At 73.1% G+C, this 25,342-nt stretch carries 27 protein-coding genes, 1 tRNA gene and 1 other RNA gene; 13 read left to right on the forward strand and 16 right to left on the reverse strand.

The window, feature by feature from the left end; translation table 11 throughout:
• Positions 1–53: 53 nt before the first annotated feature.
• A complete protein-coding gene (locus tag ACGIF2_RS03060) occupies positions 54–233 on the reverse strand; it encodes an SPOR domain-containing protein (protein WP_396043369.1) in 180 nt (59 codons plus the stop codon).
• Between the two features lie 57 nt (positions 234–290).
• Here ACGIF2_RS03060 and map point away from each other — a divergent pair, with 57 nt between their 5' ends.
• The 3 genes from map (at position 291) to ACGIF2_RS03075 (ending at position 3,019) form a co-directional block, all read left to right on the forward strand.
• The gene (gene map, locus ACGIF2_RS03065; protein ID WP_396043371.1) at positions 291–1,163 is read left to right on the forward strand and encodes a type I methionyl aminopeptidase; all 873 of its coding nucleotides are present in this window, start codon (positions 291–293) and stop codon (positions 1,161–1,163) included.
• Positions 1,160–1,993 carry a polyphosphate--glucose phosphotransferase gene (gene ppgK, locus ACGIF2_RS03070; protein ID WP_396043373.1) on the forward strand — a complete coding sequence of 278 codons (834 nt, stop codon included), beginning with the start codon at positions 1,160–1,162 and terminating at the stop codon, positions 1,991–1,993. Before map ends, ppgK begins: the two co-directional genes overlap by 4 nt.
• A 219-nt stretch (positions 1,994–2,212) precedes the next feature.
• Positions 2,213–3,019 carry an MBL fold metallo-hydrolase gene (locus ACGIF2_RS03075; protein ID WP_396043375.1) on the forward strand — a complete coding sequence of 269 codons (807 nt, stop codon included), beginning with the start codon at positions 2,213–2,215 and terminating at the stop codon, positions 3,017–3,019.
• Positions 3,020–3,028: 9 nt separating this feature from the next.
• Here the strand turns inward: ACGIF2_RS03075 and ACGIF2_RS03080 are convergent, their stop codons facing one another.
• The 3 genes from ACGIF2_RS03080 to ACGIF2_RS03090 all read right to left on the reverse strand — a co-directional run bounded on the left by ACGIF2_RS03080 (position 3,029) and on the right by ACGIF2_RS03090 (position 4,422).
• On the reverse strand, positions 3,029–3,472 hold the full coding sequence (locus ACGIF2_RS03080) for a VOC family protein (protein ID WP_396043377.1): 444 nt from the start codon (positions 3,470–3,472) through the stop codon (positions 3,029–3,031).
• Positions 3,473–3,505: 33 nt separating this feature from the next.
• Positions 3,506–3,685, reverse strand: coding sequence for a hypothetical protein (locus tag ACGIF2_RS03085; protein WP_396043379.1), 180 nt, complete (start codon positions 3,683–3,685; stop codon positions 3,506–3,508).
• Between the two features lie 146 nt (positions 3,686–3,831).
• A complete protein-coding gene (locus ACGIF2_RS03090; protein ID WP_396043381.1) occupies positions 3,832–4,422 on the reverse strand; it encodes a hypothetical protein in 591 nt (196 codons plus the stop codon).
• A gap of 218 nt (positions 4,423–4,640) precedes the next feature.
• Here ACGIF2_RS03090 and ACGIF2_RS03095 point away from each other — a divergent pair, with 218 nt between their 5' ends.
• Positions 4,641–5,474 (forward strand): pentapeptide repeat-containing protein, encoded by an 834-nt coding sequence (locus ACGIF2_RS03095; protein WP_396043384.1) that lies wholly within the window; start codon positions 4,641–4,643, stop codon positions 5,472–5,474.
• A 38-nt stretch (positions 5,475–5,512) separates the two neighbouring features.
• Positions 5,513–5,914 carry a RidA family protein gene (locus tag ACGIF2_RS03100; RefSeq protein ID WP_396043386.1) on the forward strand — a complete coding sequence of 134 codons (402 nt, stop codon included), beginning with the start codon at positions 5,513–5,515 and terminating at the stop codon, positions 5,912–5,914.
• A gap of 33 nt (positions 5,915–5,947) precedes the next feature.
• On the opposite strand, the gene ACGIF2_RS03105 is transcribed toward ACGIF2_RS03100, so the two are convergent.
• A complete protein-coding gene (locus ACGIF2_RS03105; RefSeq protein ID WP_396043388.1) occupies positions 5,948–7,243 on the reverse strand; it encodes a D-alanyl-D-alanine carboxypeptidase family protein in 1,296 nt (431 codons plus the stop codon).
• Positions 7,244–7,300: 57 nt separating this feature from the next.
• Positions 7,301–7,685: RNase P RNA component class A (gene rnpB, locus ACGIF2_RS03110), an RNA gene on the reverse strand.
• A 102-nt stretch (positions 7,686–7,787) separates the two neighbouring features.
• Between rnpB and ACGIF2_RS03115 the strand changes: the two genes are divergently transcribed.
• Together ACGIF2_RS03115 and ACGIF2_RS03120 are read left to right on the forward strand one after the other, a co-directional pair.
• The gene (locus tag ACGIF2_RS03115; protein ID WP_396043390.1) at positions 7,788–8,564 is read left to right on the forward strand and encodes a YaaA family protein; all 777 of its coding nucleotides are present in this window, start codon (positions 7,788–7,790) and stop codon (positions 8,562–8,564) included.
• On the forward strand, positions 8,561–9,736 hold the full coding sequence (locus tag ACGIF2_RS03120) for an SLC13 family permease (protein WP_396043392.1): 1,176 nt from the start codon (positions 8,561–8,563) through the stop codon (positions 9,734–9,736). Before ACGIF2_RS03115 ends, ACGIF2_RS03120 begins: the two co-directional genes overlap by 4 nt.
• A gap of 16 nt (positions 9,737–9,752) precedes the next feature.
• Here the strand turns inward: ACGIF2_RS03120 and ACGIF2_RS03125 are convergent, their stop codons facing one another.
• The 7 genes from ACGIF2_RS03125 to ACGIF2_RS03155 all read right to left on the reverse strand — a co-directional run bounded on the left by ACGIF2_RS03125 (position 9,753) and on the right by ACGIF2_RS03155 (position 14,992).
• On the reverse strand, positions 9,753–10,973 hold the full coding sequence (locus tag ACGIF2_RS03125; RefSeq protein WP_396043394.1) for a bifunctional RNase H/acid phosphatase: 1,221 nt from the start codon (positions 10,971–10,973) through the stop codon (positions 9,753–9,755).
• A complete protein-coding gene (locus ACGIF2_RS03130; RefSeq protein WP_396043396.1) occupies positions 10,973–11,713 on the reverse strand; it encodes a zinc ribbon domain-containing protein in 741 nt (246 codons plus the stop codon). Before ACGIF2_RS03130 ends, ACGIF2_RS03125 begins: the two co-directional genes overlap by 1 nt.
• Positions 11,710–12,930: a Nif3-like dinuclear metal center hexameric protein gene (locus ACGIF2_RS03135; RefSeq protein WP_396043398.1), complete on the reverse strand. Its 1,221-nt coding sequence runs from the start codon at positions 12,928–12,930 to the stop codon at positions 11,710–11,712. Before ACGIF2_RS03135 ends, ACGIF2_RS03130 begins: the two co-directional genes overlap by 4 nt.
• Before the next feature lie 9 nt (positions 12,931–12,939).
• A complete protein-coding gene (locus ACGIF2_RS03140; protein ID WP_396043400.1) occupies positions 12,940–13,794 on the reverse strand; it encodes an MOSC domain-containing protein in 855 nt (284 codons plus the stop codon).
• 169 nt (positions 13,795–13,963) lie between these two features.
• Positions 13,964–14,037 (reverse strand) — tRNA-Val (locus ACGIF2_RS03145).
• A gap of 56 nt (positions 14,038–14,093) precedes the next feature.
• The gene (locus ACGIF2_RS03150; RefSeq protein WP_396043403.1) at positions 14,094–14,567 is read right to left on the reverse strand and encodes a peroxiredoxin; all 474 of its coding nucleotides are present in this window, start codon (positions 14,565–14,567) and stop codon (positions 14,094–14,096) included.
• A gap of 2 nt (positions 14,568–14,569) precedes the next feature.
• Positions 14,570–14,992, reverse strand: coding sequence for a DUF3052 domain-containing protein (locus tag ACGIF2_RS03155; protein WP_396043405.1), 423 nt, complete (start codon positions 14,990–14,992; stop codon positions 14,570–14,572).
• Between the two features lie 304 nt (positions 14,993–15,296).
• Between ACGIF2_RS03155 and aceE the strand changes: the two genes are divergently transcribed.
• Positions 15,297–18,041, forward strand: coding sequence for a pyruvate dehydrogenase (acetyl-transferring), homodimeric type (aceE, locus tag ACGIF2_RS03160; RefSeq protein ID WP_396043407.1), 2,745 nt, complete (start codon positions 15,297–15,299; stop codon positions 18,039–18,041).
• A gap of 143 nt (positions 18,042–18,184) precedes the next feature.
• Here the strand turns inward: aceE and ACGIF2_RS03165 are convergent, their stop codons facing one another.
• Positions 18,185–18,874, reverse strand: a complete 690-nt coding sequence (locus tag ACGIF2_RS03165; RefSeq protein ID WP_396043409.1) for a hypothetical protein — start codon at positions 18,872–18,874, stop codon at positions 18,185–18,187.
• Between the two features lie 117 nt (positions 18,875–18,991).
• On the opposite strand from ACGIF2_RS03165, the gene ACGIF2_RS03170 reads away from it, so the two are divergent.
• The 5 genes from ACGIF2_RS03170 to ACGIF2_RS03190 all read left to right on the forward strand — a co-directional run bounded on the left by ACGIF2_RS03170 (position 18,992) and on the right by ACGIF2_RS03190 (position 24,022).
• Positions 18,992–20,239: a PucR family transcriptional regulator gene (locus ACGIF2_RS03170; protein WP_396043411.1), complete on the forward strand. Its 1,248-nt coding sequence runs from the start codon at positions 18,992–18,994 to the stop codon at positions 20,237–20,239.
• Between the two features lie 96 nt (positions 20,240–20,335).
• On the forward strand, positions 20,336–21,322 hold the full coding sequence (locus ACGIF2_RS03175; RefSeq protein WP_396043413.1) for an ACP S-malonyltransferase: 987 nt from the start codon (positions 20,336–20,338) through the stop codon (positions 21,320–21,322).
• Entirely contained in the window at positions 21,319–22,323 is a 1,005-nt protein-coding gene (locus ACGIF2_RS03180) for a beta-ketoacyl-ACP synthase III (RefSeq protein WP_396043415.1), read from the forward strand. Before ACGIF2_RS03175 ends, ACGIF2_RS03180 begins: the two co-directional genes overlap by 4 nt.
• Positions 22,324–22,414: 91 nt before the next feature.
• A complete protein-coding gene (locus ACGIF2_RS03185) occupies positions 22,415–22,663 on the forward strand; it encodes an acyl carrier protein (protein WP_396043417.1) in 249 nt (82 codons plus the stop codon).
• 114 nt (positions 22,664–22,777) lie between these two features.
• Positions 22,778–24,022 (forward strand): beta-ketoacyl-[acyl-carrier-protein] synthase family protein, encoded by a 1,245-nt coding sequence (locus tag ACGIF2_RS03190; RefSeq protein ID WP_396043419.1) that lies wholly within the window; start codon positions 22,778–22,780, stop codon positions 24,020–24,022.
• Between the two features lie 64 nt (positions 24,023–24,086).
• On the opposite strand, the gene ACGIF2_RS03195 is transcribed toward ACGIF2_RS03190, so the two are convergent.
• The gene (locus tag ACGIF2_RS03195) at positions 24,087–24,587 is read right to left on the reverse strand and encodes a DUF3145 domain-containing protein (RefSeq protein ID WP_396043421.1); all 501 of its coding nucleotides are present in this window, start codon (positions 24,585–24,587) and stop codon (positions 24,087–24,089) included.
• 168 nt (positions 24,588–24,755) lie between these two features.
• Positions 24,756–25,244 (reverse strand): peptide deformylase, encoded by a 489-nt coding sequence (gene def, locus ACGIF2_RS03200; protein ID WP_396043423.1) that lies wholly within the window; start codon positions 25,242–25,244, stop codon positions 24,756–24,758.
• Positions 25,245–25,342 lie beyond the last annotated feature (98 nt).

Raw genomic sequence — 25,342 nt, forward strand, 5'->3', positions numbered from 1 at the left:
GTGCGAGGGGCGGGTGACCGGTCGGTCACCCGCCCCTCGCACGTCCGGGACCGTCAGCGGTCCTCCTCGTTCTCCTCGTCCCAGGCCCTGGAGCGGGCCCGCGCGATGTCGAGCGCGTGCTGAGCGGCCTCACGTGTGGGGTACGGCCCCATCCGGTCCTGCCAGGCGGAGGCCTTGCCCTCCTCGACCTGGCCCGTCGCGACGTTGTAGTAGAACTCCACGTCCGAGGTCATGGTCCCCTCCCTGGTCCGGCCGCCCCTCGACGGCCCGTCCTCCGTAGACTGCCATCTATGCCCACCGTGCACGCGCCGAGAACAGCCCTGGTCCCGGGGACGGTCAGCCCTCAGCTGCACGTCCCGGCCTCGATCCCGCGACCCGAGTACGTGGGGCGCCCGGCGCCGGCGCACCACGCGGGCAGCGACGTCGTGGCACCCGAGACGATCGAGCGGATCCGGGTCGCCGCACGGATCGCCGCGCAGGCGCTCGAGGAGGTCGGCCGTCACGTCGCCCCCGGCGTCACGACGGACGCGCTCGACCGGGTGGGCCACGAGTTCCTCATGGACCACCACGCGTACCCGTCGACGCTCGGGTACCGGGGCTTCCCGAAGTCGCTGTGCACCTCGGTCAACGAGGTCATCTGCCACGGCATCCCGGACTCGACGGTGCTGCAGGACGGCGACCTGGTGAACATCGACATCACCGCCTACATCGGCGGGGTGCACGGCGACAACAACGCGACCTTCGGCGTCGGCGAGCTCGACGAGGAGTCCGCCCTGCTGATCGAACGGACCCGCGAGTCGCTCGAGCGCGCCATCAAGGCCGTCAAGCCCGGGCGTGAGATCAACGTCATCGGGCGGGTCATCGAGAAGTACGCGCAGCGCTTCGGCTACGGGGTCGTGCGCGACTACACGGGGCACGGGGTGGGCGAGGCGTTCCACACCGGCCTCGTGGTGCCCCACTACGACGCGGCGCCGCACTACGCGACCGTGATGGAGCCCGGCATGGTCTTCACGATCGAGCCGATGCTCAACCTGGGGACCCCGGACTGGGAGATGTGGGACGACGGGTGGACCGTCGTCACGGCCGACGGCCGCCGCAGCGCCCAGTTCGAGCACACCCTCGTCGTGACCGAGACCGGAGCCGAGGTGCTGACACTGCCATGAACCACCACGACCACAAGCGCGATCACGCGCACGACGGGCACGACCACAAGGAGAAGGCGCACCACCTGCTCGAGGCGCGGCCGCAGACGGCGTTCGGCGTCGACATCGGCGGCAGCGGCATCAAGGGTGCGCCGGTGGACCTGGGGACCGGGGAGTTCAGCGGCGAGCGCGTCCGCATCCCCACCCCGCAGCCCGCGACGCCCGAGGCGGTCGCGCGCACCGTCGCCGAGGTCGTCGACGCGTTCCACCTGCCGAGCGAGCTGCCGGTGGGGGTGACCTTCCCGGCGGTGATGCTGCACGGGGTGGCGCAGTCGGCCGCGAACGTCGACAAGTCGTGGATCGGCACCGACGTCGAGGACGTCATCTCGCAGGCGACCGGACGCCAGGTGGTCGCCGTCAACGACGCCGACGCCGCGGGGTACGCCGAGACGCTGTTCGGCGCGGCGAAGGGCGTCAAGGGCGTGGTGCTCGTGGTGACCCTCGGCACGGGCATCGGCTCGGCGATCGTGGTGAACGGGACGCTCGTGCCGAACACCGAGCTGGGCCACCTTGAGATCGACGGTCACGACGCGGAGAGCCGCGCCGCGGACAGCGCGCGCGACCGTGAGGACCTCGGCTGGGACCAGTGGGCCGAACGCCTGCAGCGCTACTTCTCGGTGGTCGAGAACCTGTTCTGGCCGGACCTCATCGTGGTGGGCGGCGGGGTGAGCAAGCACTACGAGAGGTTCCTGCCCCTGCTCGACCTGCGCACCCCGATCGTGCCGGCCACGCTGCGCAACGCGGCGGGCATCGTGGGTGCTGCGGCACTCGCAGCCGACGCGTCGTACTGACCGACCTCACGCCTGGTCGCGGCCTCCGGACGCACGTGACGGCGACATCCCTGGAGCGGGATGCCGCCGTCACGCTCGGTCCGGAAGACCGTGGCCTGAGCCTGCCGCGGGGGGGTGCGAGAGGCTCATGTCCGTAGCTCGACGATCCCAGAAGATGGCGCTCCCTGGGAACACTCCACGATGAGGGTGTTCTCATGTGCGCCGACCTAGGATCGAACGATGACGAGCGCGCAGACGTTCACGCAGGTGGCACCCGGCATCTGGACCGCGACCGCCGAGATCTGGTCGAGCCTGACCACCGCCGTCGTCGCCCCTGACGGCACCTGTCTGCTCGTGGACCCGGGCATCACGGTCGCCGAGGTCACCGCCCGGGCCGCCGAGACGCGGCGGCACGGCTGGCGCGTGACCGCGGGGTTCGCGACCCACCCCCACTGGGACCACGTGCTCTGGCACCAGGATCTGCCCGACGTCCCCCGGTGGGCCACCGCAGCTGCCGTGGCCGCGCAGGAGGCCACCCGGGCGGCCGACCTGGTCAAGGCCGAGGACATGGCACCCGGTCACGACCCTGCGCTCTTCGCACGCCTGACAGCGCTCCCCGCCGGCAGCGATCGGCTCCCCTGGCCCGGCAGGGACGTCGTGGTGGTCCGCCACGACGGCCATGCGGTGGGTCACGCGGCGCTCGTCGTGCCCGACGCCGGGGTGATGCTCGCCGGCGACATGCTCTCGGACCGCGAGATCCCGCTGCTCGACACCGACGCGGCCGACCCGATCGGCGACTACCGCACCGCGCTCGACGTGCTCGAGCAGGCCGCCACGGCCTACGACGTGCAGGTGCTGGTCCCGGGCCACGGCCACGTGGGCGACGCGGCCGATCTGCGCCGACGGCTCGACGCCGACCGCGCCTACCTCGACGAGCTGGCGTCGGGCCGTGACCCGCACGACCCGCGGCTGGCAGACCCGTGGCTCGCGGGCGAGCACCGGCGGCACCTCGAGCGGCTGCGGGGCGGAACACCCCGGGACGCCTGAGCGTCCAGGTCAGGAGCCGGTCGGGGCCGCGAGCGCGACCACCAGACCCCCGGGGGCGAGCACGTACGCGACGTCGTCTCCCCAGGGCTTGGTCTCGACCTCCCGCAGCAGGCGGGCACCCAGCGCGAGTGCCCGTCGCTGCGTCGACACGACGTCGTCGACCGCCAGGTACACCTCGGTCGCGGCGACCGGGCCGGCCGCCAGGTCGGCGACGTCGCACCCGAGGTTCACCACGAACGCGGTCCGGGCGTAGACGCCCAGCCGCACCCCCGACGGAGCCCGCAGCTCGCGGTAGACCGGGGCGTCCTCGGTCGTCTCCCACCCCGTGAGTGCGACCCAGAAGTCAGTCGCGGCGGACAGGTCGTCGACCGCGACGATCACCAGCGCGAGGTCGGGCGGGGTGAGAGCGGGCGGGGTGAGAGCGGGCGGTGATGCGGTCTGCGGCGTGGGCACGCCGCAGATGCTCCCAGAGATCCGCCCGGTGACCTACGGGTTCTTGTCGTCGCCGGACGACGTGAAGCCCTCGGCCTTGCTCTTGGCCGCGTCGCCGGCCTCCGAGGCCTTGTCCCGCGCCGCGTCGGCCGCCTGCTGGCCCTTGTCCTGCGCCTCGTCCTTGGCCTTGTCGGCCGCGTCACCCGCTCCGGACTTGATGTCGTCGATCCCCATCGTGCTGCCTCCTCGTGCTCGGCACACGGCCCGTTGAGGGCCACGTCCCATCGTCCGTCGACTCCGCGACTAGGGCACCTGGCGGAGACGAGCGGTGTCACTGTGCGAGACGGTGCGGGGTGCGGACGATCCGTGCAGGACGCACGTCACTCGTCGACGCCGCGTGCCACGGCCTCGACCCAGGCGGGGCTCGACAGACCCCGACGGCGGTCGGTCAGCACCTGACCGCGCGCGGCTGTCACCTCGGCCTGGGTGGGGCCGGTCGCCGCAGCCAGCGGGCGGACGCCACCGAGCAGCACTGCCCACGCCGCGTCGAACACAGCAAGGTCCTCGTCGGTGGCCAGGTCGCTCTGCGCCAGCCGGTACAGCACGGCGGTGCCGACGCGACGACGGGACGGGTCGTCAGAGAGCGCCTCGCCCAGCGCCCACTGCGTCCGTCGCCACCACTCGGCCGTCGCGTCGGCCCGACGCCGCTGGCCGAGCGCGAGGAAGGCGACCACCCCCGCGACGACACCCGCGCAGAGGGTGGCGGCGGGGCCGAGCAGAACCGCCCACGCGAGCCAGCCCGCCGACCCGCTCGTGGTCGCGACCGGGACGGCGACGGTCCAGGACGCAGGTACCGACGAAGACAGCACGGTCAGCAGCGGGGGCACACCGCGATCATCCCAGAACGGTCGCAACCGGACGCCGGACACGCGGTTGCCGACGACGTCGACCGTCCCTCTCGTCCACGTCATGGGACTCGTCGTGAGCCAGGTCGCGATCGACTGCGCCGATTCTCGTGAGCTCGCCGCCTGGTAGGACGAGGTGGTTCTGCCTGCTGCGCCTGACGCCGGCCCAGATCGCCGCAGACGAGGCTGCGGCCCGAGCGCTGCCCTGACCAGCTGCGCACGCGTGCGCCCCGCCCGGGCGCGGCGACGGCGTCCGTGGTGACGGGCACTGGTTGGATCACGACATGGTCCCCGCCCCGCTCCCCCAGCTGCGGGCCGACTGCGCCCGGTGCGCGGGGCTGTGCTGCGTCGCCCTGGCGTTCACGAGGTCGGCCGACTTCGCGATCGACAAGGCCGCAGGTGAGCCGTGCACGCACCTCGAGGGTGACCTGCGGTGCGACATCCACGCCCACCTGCGCGAGCGCGGGTTCCGGGGCTGCACGGTCTTCGACTGCTTCGGAGCGGGCCAGCGGGTCACACAGGCGTCCGGCGGGCGCGACTGGCGCGACGATCCGGAGACAGGCCGGTCGATGTTCGCCGTCTTCAGCGTGGTGCGCCAGCTCCACGAGCTGCTGTGGTACCTCACGCAGGCCCGCAACCTGGCGTTGCCGCCCGAGCTCAGGACCGAGGTCGAGCACGCGATCGAGGTGACGGACCGCCACGCGCAGGGTTCCGCCGAGGTGGTGCTGGCGCTCGACACGGGTGCGCACCGCGACACCGTCACGCAGCTCCTGGCACGGGTGAGCGAGGTCGTGCGGGCCGATGTCATCCGCCGAGGTGCGACCCCGCGCCGGATCCGGCCCGGTGCCGACCTGATCGGCGCTCGGCTGACCGGCACCCCGCTACGCGGCGCGAACCTGCGCGGGGCCTACCTCATCGCCGCCGACCTGCGCGGCGCGGACCTGACCGGCACCGATCTCATCGGGGCGGACCTGCGCGACGCGGACCTGCGCGGCGCGGACCTCTCCCAGGCCCTGTTCCTCACACAGCCCCAGGTCGACGCCGCCCGCGGTGACGCCGCCACCCGCCTGCCGCCAGACCTGACCCGCCCGGGCCACTGGGAGCGGACCGCCCGCTAGGCGCGTGCATGTCGGCGTCGTGTGGAACGGTGGATGCCATGGAGATCACCCGTCTGCAGCCTGCTGGCCTCGTCGCGAGCCCGGCGTTCAGCCACGTCGCCGTCGTGCCCCCGGGGGCGACGACCATCTACGTCGGCGGTCAGAACGGGGTCGACGCCACCGGTGCGGTCGTCTCGGACGACGTGGTCGAGCAGTCGGCCCGCGCGATCGACAACGCCGGCATCGCGCTCGACGCCGCCGGAGCCTCGCTCGCCGACGTCGTGCAGTGGACTGTGCTCATCGTCGCCGACGCCGACCTCGGCGCCGCGTACGGGGCCATCGCCCCACGGCTCGCCGTCGGTGGGGCCCCGCCGCTCGTCACCGCCGCCCGGGTCGCCGGGCTCGGTGTGCCGGGCGCGCTCATCGAGGTGAGCGCGATCGCCGCGGTGCTGCCGGCCTGACGCACACCTCCCCGGACGGGGTCGGCGCGCGCGTCAGCCGCCGTCGACGCTCCAGTGCCACGGCTCCGACGGCAGGTTCTCCAGGCCGTACTGCTCGGCGTGGGCCACGAGCCAGGCGAAGCCCGGGCTGTCCGCGGTGAGGATCCGGCCGTCCTGCGTGAAGTCGATCGCCAGGCCACGCTCGTGGCGCGACCGTCCCGGGTTGGCGGTGGCCGGGAAGCACTCCGAGGCCGCCTTCTCCCACACGTCGACCTCGCTCTCGCCGCAGTTGACCCGGCGGAGCTCGATCTGCGCCTCGGCGCTGCGCCACCCCCCGCCGCCGAGCTCGACGCCATCGACGAGCGCGTCGGCCACCAGCTGGTCCACCGCCCCGGCCAGGCACGGGTGGACCCGGAAGCCGCTGGCCACCACGGTGGACTCGCGCGGGACGGGACCGTCGACGTCGGCGCAGCTCGTGGCGACGACCTCGGCAGACGACGGAGCGAGCGTCGGGTGCGCGGGCGTGTGCCACCGCGCGGCACCCGTCAGGTCCGCCAGCACGAGCCGCCCGTCGTCCTCGAGCCGCAACGAGACGACCCCCGACCCCGCGGTGTTCGACCGCCAGACGATGCTCCCGTCGGCTGCGGTCAGGACCAGGTCACCGTCGGGCGCCACGGCGAGCCGCTCACCCCCCGACCCCCCGGTCTCCGACTCCCACGCCGGCCCCGCAGCGTCGCTCAGCACCAGGTTGCCGTCCTCGGCGAGCAGGAGCTCGTAGCCGCCGTCGGGCGACTGGAGTCGCTGATCCACGCCCAACGCGTCCCGCAGGCCGAGCCGCGCCGGGTGGTAGCTCGTGCCCGACGTCCACACGGGCTGGCCGCCGACCGCGACCACGTCGAAGCGGCCGTCGTCGTAGACCTGGAGGTACGCACCCGTGCCCACGGTGCCGCTCTGCCACAGGGTCTCCCCCGACGCGGCACGCACCACGAGGTTCCCGTCGGGCTGCATGACGAGCGTCGCCCCCGGGTGCCCACCCGTGCCCGCGCTCCAGCGTGGGGTGCCATCGGGAGCCTCGAGCACGACGTCACCGTCGGCCTGCACGACCAGGCTGATCGCACCGTTCGCCGAGGTGAGGAAGTCGTCGGCGAAGAGCCGATCCCCCGCGTGGAGGCGCGCCGCCGCCGCACCGGCCGGCGTCGCCGTCAGCAGCATCCCCAGCAGCCACACCACGACCACGAGCCCCGCTCCGCGACGCATCCAGCGGCCCGGCACGGGTCCGCGCACCTCGGTCATCCCAGCCCCCCGACCGGTGATCGCCCACGCCGACGAGACTCCGTCGTTGTGCACCATTTGTCAGGAATGCTACGTCAGGTCGGGCGAGGGCGCCGGGCCCGGCGACCGGGTGGGCGGATGAGCCAGTCGATACGCCGGGTTCTGTCCCCGCGCGCGGTTGCCCCCGCGCGGGTGGCGACCATCCATCTACGACGTACGTTGCCGCACGCCTCCAGCGGTCTACCCGGGAGCTCGGGCGAGCAGCCCTCGAACACTCCCTGTCTGACCTTGCTCCGGGTGGGGTTTACCTAGCCGCACCGGTCACCCGGCACGCTGGTGGTCTCTTACACCACCGTTTCACCCTTACCCCGCACGCTCCGAGGAGCGCACGTGGCGGTCTGCTTTCTGTGGCACTGTCCCGCGGGTCACCCCGGGTGGGCGTTACCCACCACCCCGCTCTGTGGAGCCCGGACGTTCCTCGGCGAACCCGAGGGTTCGACGCGGCCGCCTGACTGACTCATCCGCGGGGTCAGCCTACCCCGCGCGCAGGTCAGGCCTCCGACGTCGCCGCCGCCCGCGGCCACGTGCTGGGCGGGGCAGGTTCACCGCCTAGAGTCGTGGCGTGCTCGTGCTGCTGCCCCCGTCGGAAGGCAAGACCGCCCCGGACTCCGGTGCCCCCCTCGACCTCGGCGGGTTGTCCTCGCCGGGCCTGACGCCCTGGCGCGAGAAGGTGCTCGACGCCCTCGTCGAGGTGAGCGCCCGGCCCGATGGGGTGGCCACGCTGGGGGTCGGCTCGAGCCTGGCCGACGAGGTCGCCCGCAACGTGCGGCTGCGGACCTCCCCCACCGCTCCGGCCGCGCACGTCTACACCGGCGTGCTGTACGCGGCCGCGGGGCTGGCCGACCTGTCCGGCGAGCCGGCCGCGCTGGCCGCCCGTTCGGTGCGGGTCGTCTCGGCGCTGTGGGGGCTCGTGGCCCCCGACGACGCGATCCCCGCCTACCGGCTGTCGATGGGCACCGACCTGCCGGGCGTCGGCCCCCTGGCCCGCGCCTGGCGCGACGCGCTCGCCGACGAGCTCGACCCGCGGGCCGCCGACGAGCTGGTGGTGGACTGCCGATCGGCGGCGTACCTGGCGGCCTGGCGTCCGACCGGCGCGCCCGCGTGGGTCACCGTCCGGGTCGAGCGCGAGCTCGACGGGAAGCGGTCGGTCGTCTCGCACCACGCGAAGCACACCCGGGGGGTGCTCACGCGGCACCTCGTGACGCGACCGGGTCCGGTGCCCGCCGACGCCGAGCAGCTCGCGCACGCCGCGGGTGAGCTCGTGGGCTCCGAGCTCCACGACGTCGAGCTCGCGCCCGCCGGACGCGGCGCGCGGGTGCTCTCGCTCGTCGTCCGGTGAGGCTTCCCGGCGGCCGGCGCCTGCCCTGGTGGGTGCTCGCCGTGCTCGTCGTCGTCGGCGTGGTCGGCACGGGCGTGCTTCCGCTGCCCGACGCCCGCGAGCTGGTCACCCGGACCTTCCCGGTGCTGCTGTTCGTCGCCGCCCTGACTGTCGTCGCCGAGCTGTGCGCCGCTGCCGGGCTGTTCGACGCGGCGGCGGGGTTCGCCGCCCGGGTCGCGCGCGGCCGCAGGACACGGCTGTGGCTGCTGGTCGTGGGGATCGCGGTGGTGAGCACAGTGGTGCTCTCGCTCGACACCACGGCCGTGCTGCTCACGCCAGCGGTGATCGCGCTCGGCCGACGGACGGGCTTCTCGACACGCGTGCTCGCGCTGGCCGTCCTCGCGCTCGCGAACACAGCCTCGCTGCTCCTGCCGGTCTCCAACCTGACCAACCTCCTCGCGGACCACGTGCTGCGCACCCAGGGCGTGGGCTACGTCGCCCTCATGTGGGCACCGGCGCTGGCCGCGATCGTCATGACGGTGGTGTACCTGGCCGTCCGCGACCGTGGCGACCTGCGCGGCACGTTTGTGACCCTGCCCGCGCCCGCGGCGCCCGACGCGGTGCTGCTGCGCACCACGGCGCTGGTGACGGCCGCGCTCGGCGTGGCGTTCGCCGCGGGCGTCCCGGTCACGGTCGTCGCTGTCGTCGCCGCCCTGGTGCTGCTCGTGGTGACCCGGGTACGTCGCGGCGAGCTGCCGGGACCGGTGGGGCGCATGGTCCCGTGGCAGATGCTGCTGGTGGTGCTGGCCCTGTTCACCGTCGTCGAGGCCGCGCACGTGCACGGGCTCGGGGAGCTGCTCGCCCGGGTCGCCGGCACCGGCGACGGCCCGGGAGCGCTGCTGCGGCTCGCGGCGACCGGTGCCGTCGGCGCGAACGCGGCCGACAACCTGCCGGCCTACCTCGCGCTCGAGCCCACCGCGGGCGGCGAACCCCTGCGGCTTGCCGCGCTGCTCATCGGGGTGGGTGTCGGGCCGCTCGTGACGCCGTGGGGATCGCTCGCGACCCTGCTGTGGCTGCAGCGCTGCCGCCAGATGCTCATGCCCGTGAGCCCGTGGACAGTCGTACGGCAGGGCGCGGTCCTCGCCCCGCTCGCGGTGCTCGCCGCGGTGGGCGCGCTCGTCGCGACCCACTGACCGCCACCGGCACGCCTCAGCGCGCCCAGCCCTCGCTCGGCACCCCGACCACCGCCACCTCGCTGCGCCCGTCCTCGAACAGCCGCACGATGCTCACCGAGGCCGGCGCGACCCGCAGCTGGCTCCACGAGGACGGCTGGGCGCCCATCGCGGTGCCGACCGCGGCACGGATCGTCACGGCGTGGCTCACCACCACCACGGTCCGGTCGACACCCCCGGCGAGCAGGTCGTCGAAGACCTGCCGCACCCGTATGCCCACGTCCACGATCGACTCGCCGTCCGGGGGACGCACGTCAGCGCGCGAGTGCCACGGCTCCAGCTGACCGGGCCACCGCTCCTCGATCTCCGCGGCGGTCAGCCCCTGCCACGCCCCGAAGTCGGCCTCCTTGACGATCTCGACGACTTCCACCGGGAGCCCGAGCCGCGCACCGAGGATCGCCGCGGTCTCCTGGGTGCGCACCATCGGGGACGCGATGAGCTCGCTCGGGTACGGGATGTCGCCCCACATGTCCCGTCCGACGCGTTCGACCAGGTCCGCCGCCGCGGCGGCCTGGCGTCGGCCGTGCGCGCTCAGGGGCGGGCCCGGCTCGGACGACCCCGAGTACCCACCCGCGACGGTCATGGACGTCTCGCCGTGCCGCACGAGCACCACCGTCACCGGCTCGGCGTCGTCGAAGCGCGGCGCCGCACCCGAGGGTCGCCCGGCCCGTCGGTCCGTCGCGACGGCCGGTGCGGACGGCACGTCGCCCGGTGCGGACGGCACCGTGCCACCCGGCGCGGCTGGCACCGCGTCGCGCGCGATCGTGCGGCCCGAGTCCATGGCCTCGTTCGCGAGAGCGTCGGCCGCCGCGTTCTGCGCACGCGGCACCCAGGTGTAGAGGACCTGCTCGGCGGGCAGCACGCCCCGCGCGATCTCGGCGAGGCGACGCATCCCGTCCTGCTTGATCTGCCAGGTGCCCGACATCTGCTCGACGACCAGGCGCGAGTCGAGGCGCACCTCGACCTGGGCGGCCGGGTCGATCTCGGCGGCTGCCCGCAGGCCCGCGATGAGCCCCGAGTACTCGGCGACGTTGTTCGTGGTGCGGCCGATGTGCTCGGCGCGCTCCGCGAGGACCTCACCCGTCGAGGCGTCGCGCACGAGCGCGCCGTACCCCGCGGGGCCCGGGTTGCCACGCGAGCCACCGTCGGCCTCGACGATGAGGCGACGACGCCCGCGCGGCCCCCCGGTCGGGGTCATCAGTAGGCGTCCTCACCCCGCACGAGGATCCGACCGGAGTCCTCGCAGAACACGATCTCCTCGGGCGGGAGCGCCTTGATCCGCGCCAGCTCGGTGCCGGGGACCTGGAGCCCGCTGCCCTCCGAGCGCCCACGGCGCAGCGCCGCGACGGCGACACCACCCAGGCGTCCGCGCAGCCGCTCGTACAGCGCGACGAGCTTCTCGTCGAGGGGCGCGATGGTCTCGGCACGCTTGGCCCGGACCTGCTCGGCCTCGGTGTCGAGCTCCGCGAACGCGGCGTCCCGCTCGGCCTCGAGCTCGGTGCGCTGCGTGAGGAGCTCGCCGTGGGCCTTGGTGACCTCGGCGAGCGCACCCTCGTGCGCCTCGAGCCGCTCCATGACCTCGAGCTCGACGTCCTCGAGCTCGCTCTGCCGACGCCCGAGGGCGACGAGCTCGTGCTGCAGCGCCTGCAGGTCCTTGGGGCTGCCGGTGCCCGAGTTCAGCCGGGCCTGGTCCCGCTCGGCGCGCGTGCGCACCTGCTCGACGTCCGTCTCGGCCTTCTTCAGCTCGCGGCGGAGGTCGTTCGTGGCGGTGCGCGAGGTGACGAGGGCCGTCTCGAGGTCGGCGATGCGACCCTCGAGCTCGGTCAGCCGGGTCAGGACGGGCAGCGTACGGCGGCGGTGCGCGATCTGGTCCAGGCGCGTGTCGAGCTCCTGGACGTCGAGCAGTCGACGCTGCTCCTGGGGAGGTGCAGTGGTCACGGGGTAGGTCCTTCCGACAGCGGGGCATGGTCCGGGCTCGATACGCGGTCGGTCCACGGGTCGGTGCGCAGTGTGCTGACCCTGGTCTCCACCGTAGTCCCGGTGTTCTCGAGCGAGGTGCGGAGGTCGGCGGCGGCCCGGTCGAGCCAGGGCCACTCCGACGCGAAGTGGGCGACGTCCACGAGGAACGGGGTCGCGGGCCGCCCGGGGCCGGCCTCGTGCACGGCGCGTTCGCGCTGCTCGGAGGCCGGGTGATGACGCAGGTCGGCGGTGAGGTAGGCGTCGACGCCGCGGGCGCGGACCGCGTCGAACAGCGAGTCGCCCGATCCGCCGACCACGGCGACCGTCTCGATGAGCGCCCCGGGGTCGCCGGCGAACCTCACACCCTGCGGCGTCGCGGGCAGCGCCTGCGCGACACGCTCGGCGAAGCCGCGCAGGGTCGTGGGCTCGGCGAGCCGCCCGACACGGCCGGTCCCGGTCGGGCCGTCCCAGCGCGCCAGCTCGAGCACGTCGAACGCAGGCTCCTCGTAGGGGTGCGCGGCCCGCATCGCCGCGACGACGGCGTCGCGCAGGTGGCGCGGTGCGACCATCTCGACCCGCGCCTCGACCACGGCGCTCGCCTCGCCCGCCTGCCCGATGGTCGGCCGCGCGTCGGCGGACGGGGTGAACGTCCCCTCACCCGTGGTCTGCCACGCGCAGCGCGTGTACTCGCCCACCGCACCCGCACCCGCCGCCGCGAGCGCGTCGACCAGGCGCCCGGCGTCGGCCACGGGGACGAACACGACGTGCTTGTCGAGCGGCTCGGCGGGGAGCGCGACGAGCGGCGTCAGGTCGACCACGCCGACCGCGTCCGCGAGCGCCTCGGCCACACCGTCCGGGGCGGCGTCGGCGTTGGTGTGCGCGGCGTACAGCGCGACGCCCGCGCGGATCAGACGGTGCAGCAGCGCACCCTTGAACGTCGTGGCGGCGACCGAGTGCACGCCGCGCAGCAGCAGCGGGTGGTGGGTCACGACGAGATCCGCGCCCCAGGCGACGGCCTCGTCAACGACAGCAGCGACCGGGTCCACCGCGAACATCACCTTGCGCACCGGCTGCGCGGGGTCACCCGTGACGAGCCCCACCGCATCCCACGACTCTGCCGTGGCGGGCGGGTACAGGCGGTCGAGCACCCGGACGACCTCGGCCAGCGTCGGGGGTGCGGGAGGGGTGCTGCTCACGGGAGAACGCTACCTGGCGGACGGGACGCCGGGCACGACGACCGAGTCGCCCACAGCGATTGTCCCTGCCCGCACGGGGACGACCCGGATCCCGAACCAGACCTTGCCGTCCTCGCGGCGGTGCCGGGCCAGGGTGCGGAGCGGCTCGGGGCCCTTCCGCCGCGTCTCGGGGTCGATCGTGGTCAGCACGCACCGGTCGCATCGTTCGGCGAAGCGGTACTCGACGTCGCCGATGCGCAGCCGCGCCCAGGTGTCCTCGACGAACGGCTCGAGGTCGCCGTCGACCACCACGTTGGGCCGGAACCGCTCCATCGCGAGCGGGCCGGGAGCCTCACCACCGGCGGCGCCACCCCCGTCCGCGGCGTCGGCCACGCCCTGCGCGACCCACTCGTCCAGCTGACGCAACGAAGCCGTCGAGGTGAGCAGCAGCGGCCCGGTGTCGGCCAGGCTCAGGGGGTCGCCGGGATGTCCGCCGTGCACGGCGCTCATCGGGCGCCGGGCCGGGTCGTCGAGCCAGACAAGCCGCACGGCGCGACCGAGCACCTCGCTCAGCCAGCCGTCGGCCCGCGGACCCGCGGACGTGACCTCACCTACGCGCGAAAGCTGCACCGGCACGTCGGACGGCCCCTCCGGTTCGGGCACGACCAGCGGCTCCCGCCCAGCGGTCCGCAGCACCACGCCGCCGGGTGCAGGCGTAGCGGTCACCGCGAGCATCTCGGGGTGCTTGCGTGCAGTCAGGGTGCGACCGTCCTCGTCGACGACCATCCACCGCCGATCGCCACGCAGCCCCAGCCGCTCGACCTCGGCCACCTGGACCGAGCTGCCACGCAGCGACTTCACAGGAAACAGGTGGAGCGAGCTCACGTGCACGCCGGCGACCGTAGCAGGAGCGCGAACGTCCGATCGTGTTCTGGGCACCCCTGAAATCACGGTGTGATGAGCCACCGTCAAGCACGCTGGCGCCCCGGGGAGGGCTGCTCTAGCTCCGCTTACGGGCGCCGCGGACGGGTTGGTCCGGAGGTCGAAGACAGGGTGGGCCCGGCCGGTTTCGAACCGGCGACCTCCGCGGTGTAAACGCGGCGCTCTGACCAGCTGAGCTACAGGCCCCTTGGACGGTCGCACAGCCTATCGACCCGAAGGCTCGACAGGCCGTGCGACTGGTCTCAGCCCGCGAGGGCGGCGAGCGCCTCGCGGTATCCCGCCAGGTCACGCGCCTGACCGGCGGGGTTGACGACGCTCCAGCGCAGCACGCCGTCGGCGTCGATGAGGAAGCTGCCCCGGACCGCGCGGCCGCGCTCGGCGTCGAACACGCCGTAGGCGCTGGCGACGTCGCCGTGCGGCCAGAAGTCCGAGAGCAGGTCGAACGTGTAGCCCTCGTGCTCGGCCCACGCCCGCAGCGAGAACATCGGGTCGCACGAGACGACGAGCAGGCGCACGCCGGCATCGTCGAACGCCGCGATGTTGTCCCGCAGCTCGCACAGCTCACCGGTGCAGATGCCCGAGAACGCGAACGGCACGAACACGATCACGACGGGGGTGCCCCGGAGCGCAGAGAGCGTCACCGGGGTCCCGTGCGTGTCGGGCAGGGTGAGGTCGGGAGCGAGCTCACCGACCTGCGGCGACTTCTGCTCGACCACCGTCAACGTCCGCGCCCGCGGGTTCCCAGACGCGTCGCCGACCAGTCGGCGGCGATCGAGAACGTGCTCGTCACGTGCAGACCGGCCGTGGTGGCCGCCTCCTCGATCTCGCCGTGGTCGATGTGACCCGTGCGGCCCTTCTTCGGCGTGAAGATCCAGATGGTCCCGCCGTCGTCGAGCACGGTCTGCGCGTCGACCAGGGCGTCCGTGAGGTCGCCGTCGTCGTCCCGCCACCAGATGATGACGCCGTCAGTGACGTCGTCGTATTCCTCGTCGACGAGTTCGGCCCCAGTGGCCCCCTCGATCGCGCCCCGCAGGCCGCCGTCGACGTCGTCGTCATACCCGAACTCCTGGATCACCTGACCCGAGGTAAATCCGAGACGACCCGCCGCCTGCGTGGCCGCGTCGTCCGCGGTGGATGCCACGTCCTGACCCGTTCCCTTCCGTCACGACCGCCCGGGAGGGCGACCTGCTGATGCTCGCAAACCGTAGCCCACCGCACTCGACGGTGCTCTGGCAAGAGGCCCCGCCGTGTCGCAACGGGGTCGCTGTCGCGGACGTCACGTCCTCGGAAGGCGTGCCCGGTGTGACTTTCGGCCCATGGTGGACCGAGAATGGGTCGACTACCCGTACCCGTCCGAGGCGCCCCAGCGTGCCACGACGGGTCCGGGCCACGATGCGTGCCGAGGCCGACCGGGCCCCGCCGCAGACGAGAGGCGAGGAGCACAGGTGGCTTCGACCGAGGACAGGGGTCCGCTGATCAACGGCCTGCTGAGCCAGGTACCGGACATCGACCCCGAGGAGACCGGCGAGTGGGTGGACTCCCTCGACGGCCTGATCGACGACAAGGGTGGCCCGCGGGCTCGCTACGTCCTGCTCAACCTGCTCAAGCGGGCACGTGAGCGCAACGTCGCGATCCCCACGTCGCTGAACACCCCGTACGTCAACACGATCGGCGTGCACGAGGAGCCCTACTTCCCGGGCGACGAGGCCCTCGAGCGTCGTTACCGCTCGTGGATCCGCTGGAACGCGGCCGTCATGGTCACGCGAGCCCAGCGTCCGGGCGTCGCGGTGGGCGGGCACATCTCGTCGTACGCGTCGGTCGCGACGCTGTACGAGGTGGGTCTCAACCACTTCTTCCGCGGCAAGGACCACCCGGGCGGCGGCGACCAGGTCTACTTCCAGGGTCACGCCTCCCCCGGCGTGTACGCCCGCGGGTTCCTCGAGGGTCGGCTCTCGGCCGACCAGCTCGACGGGTTCCGCCAGGAGCTCTCGCACCCGGGTGGCGGCCTGCCGTCGTACCCGCACCCGCGTCTGGCCCCGGACCTGTGGGAGTTCCCCACGGTGTCGATGGGCCTGGGCCCGGCGTCCGCGATCTACCAGGCGTGGACGAACCGCTACCTGCACCTGCGGGGCATCAAGGACACGAGCCAGCAGAACGTCTGGGCGTTCCTCGGTGACGGCGAGATGGACGAGCCCGAGTCGCGCGGCATGCTCCAGCTCGCGGCGCAGCAGGGCCTGGACAACCTGACGTTCGTCGTCAACTGCAACCTGCAGCGGCTCGACGGTCCGGTGCGCGGCAACGGCAAGATCATCCAGGAGCTCGAGGCGCAGTTCCGCGGTGCGGGCTGGAACGTCATCAAGGTGATCTGGGGCCGCGAGTGGGACGTCCTGCTCAACGCCGACAAGGACCGTGCGCTCGTCAACCTGATGAACGTCACGCCCGACGGCGACTACCAGACGTACAAGGCGAACGACGGAGCCTTCGTCCGTGAGCACTTCTTCGGGCGCGACCCGCGCACGAAGGCGCTCGTGGAGAAGATGACCGACGACGAGATCTGGGCGCTCAAGCGCGGTGGTCACGACTACCGCAAGCTGTACGCGGCCTACGCCGCGGCAACCGCCCACACGGGTCAGCCGACCGTCATCCTCGCGCACACGATCAAGGGCTACGGCCTGGGTTCGGGCTTCGCCGGGCGCAACTCGACGCACCAGATGAAGAAGCTGAAGTCGGACGACCTCAAGACGCTGCGCGACTCGCTGCACATCCCGATCACGGACGAGCAGATCGACGAGAACCCGTACCTGCCGCCGTACTTCCACCCGGGGGCCGACGACCCGGCGATCCAGTACATGCTGGACCGTCGCCGCGCGCTGGGCGGTTTCGTCCCGGAGCGTCGCACCGAGCACACCCCGGTGAAGCTCCCCGACGCGTCGACCTACGACCTGCTCAAGAAGGGTTCGGGCACGCAGGAGGTCGCCACCACGATGGCGCTCGTGCGGCTGTTCAAGGACCTCGTCAAGGACAAGGAGTTCGGGCACCGCATCGTCCCGATCATCCCCGACGAGGCCCGCACGTTCGGGCTCGACGCGATCTTCCCGAGCGCGAAGATCTTCAACACGAACGGGCAGAACTACCTCGCGGTCGACCGCGACCTCATGCTCTCCTACAAGGAGTCCGAGGCCGGCCAGATCATGCACACCGGCATCAACGAGGCCGGTTCGGCAGCTGCGTTCCAGGCCGTCGGCACGTCCTACGCGACGCACGGCGAGCCGCTGATCCCGTTCTACTTCTACTACTCGATGTTCGGGTTCCAGCGCACCGGTGACCAGTTCTGGGCCGCCGGCGACCAGATGACGCGTGGGTTCCTGATCGGCGCCACCGCAGGCCGCACCACCCTCACGGGTGAGGGCCTGCAGCACGCCGACGGGCACTCGCCGCTCCTCGCGGGCACCCAGCCGCACGTCGTGCACTACGACCCGGCGTACGGGTACGAGATCCGGCACATCGTGCGTGACGGCCTCCAGCGCATGTACGGCGAGGACGACCCGCGCGACCCCGACGTCATGTACTACATCACCGTGTACAACGAGCCGATGATCCAGCCGGTCGAGCCGGAGGACGTCGACGTCGAGGGCATCCTGCGGGGCATCCACCAGGTCGCTCCGGCCGAGGGCGACGGGCCTCGTGCCCAGATCCTCGCGTCGGGCGTCGCGGTGCCGTGGGCGCTCGAGGCCCGTCAGCTCCTGGCCGACGACTGGGGCGTGCGCGCCGCGGTGTGGTCGGTCACGAGCTGGAACGAGCTGCGCCGCGACGGGCTCGCCGCGGACGCGCAGGCGTTCCTGCGTCCCGGCGAGGAGCAGCGCGAGGCGTACCTGACGCAGAAGCTGCGCGGGGCCGAGGGTCCGTTCGTCGCCACGACGGACTACGACCACCTCGTCGCCGACCAGGTCCGCGCCTGGATCCCCGGCACGTACGCGACGCTCGGGGCGGACGGCTTCGGCTTCTCCGACACGCGCGCCGCGGCCCGTCGGCACTTCAAGATCGACGGCCCCTCGACCGCGGTGCGCGTGCTGCAGCAGCTCGCGCGCGACGGTCAGGTCCCGGCGGACGTCCCCGCGAAGGCGATCGAGCGCTACCGCCTGCACGACGTGACGGCCGGGACGTCGGGCAACACGGGCGGCGACTCCTGAGTCGCTGACCGGCTGACGAACGAAGGGCCCGTACCGCCTCGGCGGTACGGGCCCTTCGTTCGTGCGGTCCCGGCTGCGTGCGGTCCCGGCTGGGTGCGGTCCCGGCTGGGTGCTGTCGCGGTGCGGTCGCACCGGGCGGCACCTCAGGTATCAGGGGTGGGCTGCTGCTCGGCGTCGGCGATGATCTCGACGAGCTCGACCCGCAGCGACGCGACGGCGCGCGCGTCGGGGTACATGTCGAGCGAGCCGAGGTGCTGCTTGGCCTCGAGCGGGCGACCGGCCTCGACCGCGGCGAGCACGAGCTGGCGCGCGACCTCGGGGTCGTGCTCGCGGGGCCGCCAGTGCCCGACGCCGAGCCAGAGGGCGTCGACCGGCAGATCGGCCTCCCGCAGCACCCGCAGGCCCTCGGCGAGCGCCCGGCCCGACGCCTCCCGCTCGGTGGCCGTCGTGAGGCGGCGCAGCGTCCCCTCGCGGTCGTCGCCGGCGGACAGCCGGGCGACCTCGATGAGCGGGTACCAGGCCCGCGGGTTGCCCGCGAGCTCCTCCCCGAGCGACCAGACGGCGAGGTCGGCGGCGCGCTGCCGTTCGCTCTCGGGCAGTGCCCGGACGAGCGGGTCGGTCTCGGGGTCCGGTTCGGCGGCACGACGCCGCACGATCTCGGCGAGGGCCCGGAAGGCGCGCTCGTTGTTGGGGTCGTCGCTGAGCACGGAGCGCAGCGCGTCCTCGTGCAAGGTGTCTCCGCGTCGTGCCGCCTTGGTCGGACGACGCGCGCCGACCCGGGACGCCGACGTGGGGCGCCTCATGAGCTGGCGGAGTCGGGGCAGCAGGGCCATGACGCGACCTTAGTCGCATCACGTCGCTGTGCGCTCCCCCAACGGGAGGCTTTCACACGGGACGCACCGACGACACCTTTGTCGACTTCCCACAACACGGCACCATATGCTCGGCCCATGGTCACGCAGCGCCGCCACCCCGCCAGCTCAGCAGCTGCGTCCCCGCTCGCCGCCGATCAGTCCACCGACGCCAGGGTCACCATCGCGCCGCCGCCGCCGGCCAGCAGCGAGACGCTGCGCCGGGTGCGGGACGGGAACGGGCTGCTCACCGCGGCGGCGATGCGACGCCTCGACGAGGAGCTCGAGTGGTACCGCGCACTCCCCGCCGAGGACCGCTCGTGGGTGGGGCTCGTCGCCCAGTCCGCCATCAACGCGTTCGTCACGTGGTTCAGCGACCCGACGAGCCCGCCGCACGCCGTGAGCGAGATCTTCGCGGCCGCCCCGCCCGAGCTGACACGGTCGATCTCGCTGCAGCACACGCTCCAGCTGGTGCGCATGATCGTCGACGTCGTCGAGATGCACAGCGACCAGCTCGCCGCGCCCGGGAGCGAGCGCGACCTGCGTGAGGCGGTGCTGCGCTATTCGCGCGAGGTCGCGTTCTCGGCGGCCGAGGTCTACGCCCGCGCGGCCGAGGTGCGCGGGGCGTGGGACGCCCGCCTCGAGGCCCTGGTGGTGGACGCGCTGGTGCGGGGCGACGCAGACGACTCGTTGCGCTCGCGCATCGCCGCGATCGGCTGGACCGGGCGGGGCTCGGCGATCGTCATGGTCGGCACCACCACCTCGCCGCTCGACGACGTGCGCGCCACCGACCTGCGACGGGCCATGCGCCGGGCCGCAGACGACACCCTCGTCGGGGTCCAGGGCGACCGCCTCATGGTGTTCCTCGGCGGTGACGGCGACCTGGTCGCCGCGGCGACCTCGCTCCTGCCCCGGTTCGGCCCCGGCCCCGTGGTGATCGGTCCTCCCGTGCCGCACGTGGCCGAGGCGGCCCGCTCGGTGCGCGCCGCGCTCGCTGGGCTGCTCGCCGCCCCCGCGTGGGACCAGGCCCCCCGCCCGGTGCAGGCTGACGACCTGCTCCCCGAGCGGGTCATGGTCGGGGACGTGGTCGCCCGCCGGGCGCTCGTCGCGCAGGCCTTCGTCCCGCTGGCCGCCAGCACGGGCTCGCTGCTCGAGACGCTCTCGGCCTACCTGGGGGCGGGGCGCTCGCTCGAGGCGGCCGCCCGCACGTTGTACGTGCACCCGAACACGGTCCGGTACCGCCTGCGCCGGGTCGCGGACGTCACGGGCTGGGACCCCCTGGACGCGCGCGAGTCGTTCGTGCTGCAGACCGCGCTCGCGCTCGGTCGGCTCGAGCCCGAGGCGTGATCGTCGGCTCTTTGTAGGGTCGACACAAGCGCCCCGTCGAAGGTTGGTGGGCGTCGTGGGGACCCTCCACGGCACGGAACACGGGATAGTCGACAAGTGCTCGCCATCGTGTGCCCAGGTCAGGGCTCCCAGACTCCCGGAATGCTCGCGCCGTGGCTCGACCTGGCGGGGGTCGCCGAGCGAGTCGACGCGTTCTCGCAGGCCGCAGGCCTGGACCTGAGGGCGCACGGCACCACGTCGGACGCCGAGACGATCCGGGACACCGCGGTCGCGCAGCCCCTGATCGTTGCCATGGCGCTCGTGGCCCTGCGCACGGTCCTCGACGGACGCGACGCCGCGGACGTGACGGATGTCACAGCAGGGCACTCGGTCGGCGAGCTCGCTGCCGCGGCGGTCGCCGGGGTGCTGAGCGACGAGGACGCCGTGTCGCTCGTGACGGTTCGCGCCTCGCTCATGGCCGCCGCCGCAGCCGCCACGCCGACCGGCATGAGCGCCGTCGTGGGCGGCGACCCCGAGCAGGTGCTCGCCGCGATCGAGGCCTTCGGCCTGTGGCCCGCGAACGTCAACGGCGGCGGCCAGGTCGTCGCCGCGGGCACGCTCGACGACCTGACCCGCCTCGCCGCCGAGCCGCCCGCCAAGGCGCGGGTCATCCCGCTCCAGGTGGCCGGCGCCTTCCACACCCCGTTCATGCAGTCCGCGCTCGAGGGCTTCGCGCCGGTCGCCGCGGCCCGCGACGCCCGCGACCCCCGGGTCGTGCTGCTCTCCGACGCCGACGGCCTGCCCTACGGCGAGCTGCCGGGCGACCACGGCCCGCTCGGCTCGGGCACCTCGGTGCTCGACCGCATCGCCCGCCAGATCGTGGCACCCGTGCGCTGGGACATGTGCCAGGCGACCTTCCAGCGCCTCGGCGTGACCGCCCTGCTCGAGCTCGCTCCGGGCGGGGTCCTCACGGGTCTGGCCCGGCGTACGCTGCCCGGGGTGGAGACGGTCGCGATCAAGTCACCGGCCGACGTCGAGGCCGCCCGTGACCTCGTCGCCCGCCACGCCCACCGGAGCCCGCTCAGCCAGGAGACCACCTCGTGACCCGACCGACCCTGACGCAGTCCACCGGACCCGCGCACTCCCGCATCCTGGGCCTGGGTGTGATGCGCGGCGAGCGCGTCGTGACGAACGACGACATCGCCGGCCCGATCGACTCGTCCGACGAGTGGATCCGCCAGCGCACCGGCATCGTCACGCGCCGTCGCGCGGCCGAGGGCACGGATGTGCTCGACCTCGCAGAAGAGGCAGCCAACGCGGCGATCAAGGACGCCGGGCTCACGGGTGCCGACATCGACGCCGTGATCCTGTCGACCGTCACCTACTTCCACCAGACGCCGTCAGCCGCCGCGATCCTCGCCGACCGCATCGGAGCGACCCCGGCGGCCGCCTACGACATCTCGGCCGCGTGCGCCGGCTACTGCTACGGCATCGGCCAGGCCGACGCCCTCGTGCGCTCGGGCGCGGCGCGCAACGTGCTCGTCATCGGCGCCGAGAAGATGAGCGAGTTCGTCGACCCGACGGACCGCAGCATCTCGTTCCTGCTGGGCGACGGGGCCGGTGCGGTCGTCGTCGGCGCGTCGGACTTCCCGGGCATCGGGCCCACGGTGTGGGGCTCGGACGGCAGCCAGGCCCAGACCATCCGCCAGACGCACTCGTGGCTCGACACGCGCGACAAGGGCGCGGGCTGGCCCACGCTGCGCCAGGAGGGTCAGAGCGTGTTCAAGTGGGCCGTGTGGCAGATGGCGCCGGTCGCCCAGCGTGCGCTCGACGCCGCCGGGGTGACAGCCGAGCAGATCGACGCGTTCATCCCCCACCAGGCGAACATGCGGATCATCGACCAGATGATCAAGCAGCTCAAGCTCCCCGAGTCGGTCGCGGTGGCCCGCGACATCGTCGACACGGGCAACACGTCAGCCGCCTCGATCCCGCTCGCCACCGAGCGTCTGCTCAGCGAGGGGCAGGTGTCGCGCGGCGCGCTCGCGCTGCAGATCGGCTTCGGCGCGGGCCTCGTGTACGCGGCACAGGTCGTCGTCCTGCCCTGACCTGATGAGCAGCGGCACCTCCGGGCTCTCGTCGCCCGGTAGCGTTCAGCACCGTCCAGACCCCCGTACCACCCACACCAAGGAGACACCGATGGCGCACAACGAGCAGGAGATCCTGGCCGGACTGGCCGAGATCGTCAGCGAGGAGACCGGCCTTCCCACCGACTCCGTCCTGCCCGAGAAGTCCTTCACCGACGACCTCGACATCGACTCGCTGTCGATGATGACGATCGTGACCCTCGCCGAGGAGAAGTTCGACGTGCGCATCCCCGACGACGAGGTCAAGAACCTCGCGACCGTCGGCGACGCCGTGAGCTTCATCAACGGCGCGCAGGTCTGAGACCCGCCTGCACCGCAGCATGACCGCGTCCGGGCCCCGGCCCACGGACGGACCCGTCACCGGCGACCGCCGACCGGGACCCGGACGCGTCCTCTCACCCCACTTGGAGCAGCCATGACCCCCGTCACCGACGTCGTCGTCACAGGCCTGGGCGCCACGACCCCGCTGGGCGGGGACGTGGCCAGCACCTGGCGCGCTGCCCTCGCGGGTGAGTCGGGTGCGCGCACCTTCGACAACGACTGGGCCGACACCTACGAGATCCCCGTGCGGTTCGCGGCGCAGATCAAGGTCCACCCCTCGGAGGTCCTGCCGCGCCCGGAGATCAAGCGCATGGACCCGTCGGCGCAGTACGCGATCATCGCCTCGCGCGAGGCGTGGGCCGACGCCGGCAGCCCCGAGGTCGACCCCGAGCGTCTCGGCGCGGTGGTGTCGTCCGGCATCGGCGGCATCTGGACCACGCTCGACGGCTGGGACACGCTGCGCGAGAAGGGCGGACGCCGCGTCCTGCCCATGACCGTGCCGATGCTCATGCCCAACTCCCCCGCCGCGTACGTCGAGCTCGAGCTCGGCGCACGGGCCGGTGCGCACGCCCTGGTCTCCGCGTGCGCGTCGGGCGCCGAGGCGATCGGGTACGCGGTCGACATGATCCGCTCGGGCCGGGCCGACGTCGTCGTGGCGGGCGGCACCGAGGCCGCGATCCACCCGCTGCCGCTGGCTGCGTTCGCGGCCTCGCGGACGGTGTCGCTGCGCAACGACGACCCGGCCGGTGCGTCGCGCCCCTACGACGTGAACCGCGACGGCTTCGTGCTGGGCGAGGGGGCCGGCATCGTGGTGCTCGAGAGCGCCGCGCACGCCGCTGCCCGTGGCGCCCGGGTCTACGCCCGGATCGCGGGCGTCGGCCTGAGCAGCGACGGGTACCACATCACGTCGCCCGAGCCGAGCGGCCGCGGGCAGGTCGCCGCGATGCGCCAGGCGCTCGCCGACGCGAAGGTCGAGACCTCGGACGTGGTGCACGTCAACGCGCACGCGACCTCGACGGTCGTGGGTGACCTCATCGAGGCCCGCGGGGTGCGCGAGGCGCTGGGGGCGGACGCCGACCGCGTCGCGCTCTCGGCGACCAAGTCCATGACGGGTCACCTGCTGGGTGGCGCGGGTGCGCTCGAGACGATCTTCACGGTCCTGGCCCTCGCCGAGCGCACAGCTCCCCCGACCATCAACGTGACCGACCCGGACCCCGAGCTGGTGCTCGACCTGGTCCGTGACACCCCGCGCGCACTGCCCGCGGGGCAGGTCGCCGCGATCAACAACTCGTTCGGTTTCGGTGGCCACAACGTGGCCCTGGTGGTCACGAGCGTCTGACCCCGCAGCATGACGAAGGCCCCCGACGCACAGGCGTCGGGGGCCTTCGTCGTGACCAGGTGGTTCAGCCGACGCGGTGCAGCCAGCGGACGGGCGCGCCTGCGCCCGCGTAGCGGAAGGACTCGAGCTCGTCGTCCCAGGCCTGTCCCAGCGCGAGGTCGAGCTCGGCCCGCAGCCGGGCCGGGTCGTGCGCGTGGACGAGCGCGGCGCGGATGCGGTCCTCGGGGACCACGACGTTGCCGTGCACGTCGGTCGCCGCGTGGAAGATGCCCAGCTCGGGGGTGTGGCTCCACCGCGCACCGTCGGAGCCGTGGCTGGCCTCTTCGGTCACCTCGTAGCGCAGGTGGGTCCAGCCGCGCAGCGCCGAGGCGAGCTTCGCACCGGTGCCCTGCGGCCCCTGCCACGAGTGCTCGGCGCGGTACATGCCGGGCGATGCGGGTTGCTCGGTCCAGTCCAGCGAGACGCGGGTCTCGAGGACGTTGCCGGCCGCCCACTCCAAGTGCGGGCACAGCGCACGTGGCGCTGAGTGCACGAAAAGTACACCGCGGGTGATCGCACCTGCCATGTCGCCCTCCTGTCGGATCGAGGTTCGTCTTCCCCAACGACCTCATCCCGTGACCGGGAGTGCGCACGGTCTCGCGGCGTGCTGAGCACAGCATGCCCGACGCGGGCAGCGGGGCGCCAGCGCTTGTCCGGATCGCCCCGCTCCGCCCGACGTCGCGGGCCGGTGAGGTCAGCCGAGCTGGTCGCGGATCGCGCGCATGGCCTTCTTGCGCACGGACCGGTCGAGCCGGTCGAGGTAGAGCATGCCGTCGAGGTGGTCCACCTCGTGCTGCAGGCACCGGCCCATGAGCTCGGTGCCCTCGACGATGACCTCGTTGCCGTCGAGGTCGACCCCGACGACCCGCGCGTACCAGGCGCGGCGCGTGGGGTACCACAGGCCGGGCACGGACAGGCATCCCTCGTCGCCGTCCTGGTAGTCCTCCGACAGCTCGACGATCGTCGGGTTGAGCACGTAGCCGACCTCGTCGTCGATGTTCCACGAGAAGGCGCGGAGGTTGACGCCGATCTGGTTCGCGGCCAGGCCGGCGCGACCCTCGAAGTCGACAGTGTCGACGAGGTCGGTCACGAGCGAGCGGACGCGGTCGTCGACGGTGGTGATCGGGTCGCAGGGGGTGCGCAGGACCGGGTCGCCGACCGTGCGGATCTCTCTCATCGCCATGCGTGGATTGTTTCACGGGTCGCGAGCACCTGGTCCGGGGTCGGGGCGTGGCGGACGGGTGGACCGCGACCCGGCCTGGGGCGGGCGCCGCGTCGTGT

The organism is Cellulomonas sp. P22 (assembly GCF_044392165.1).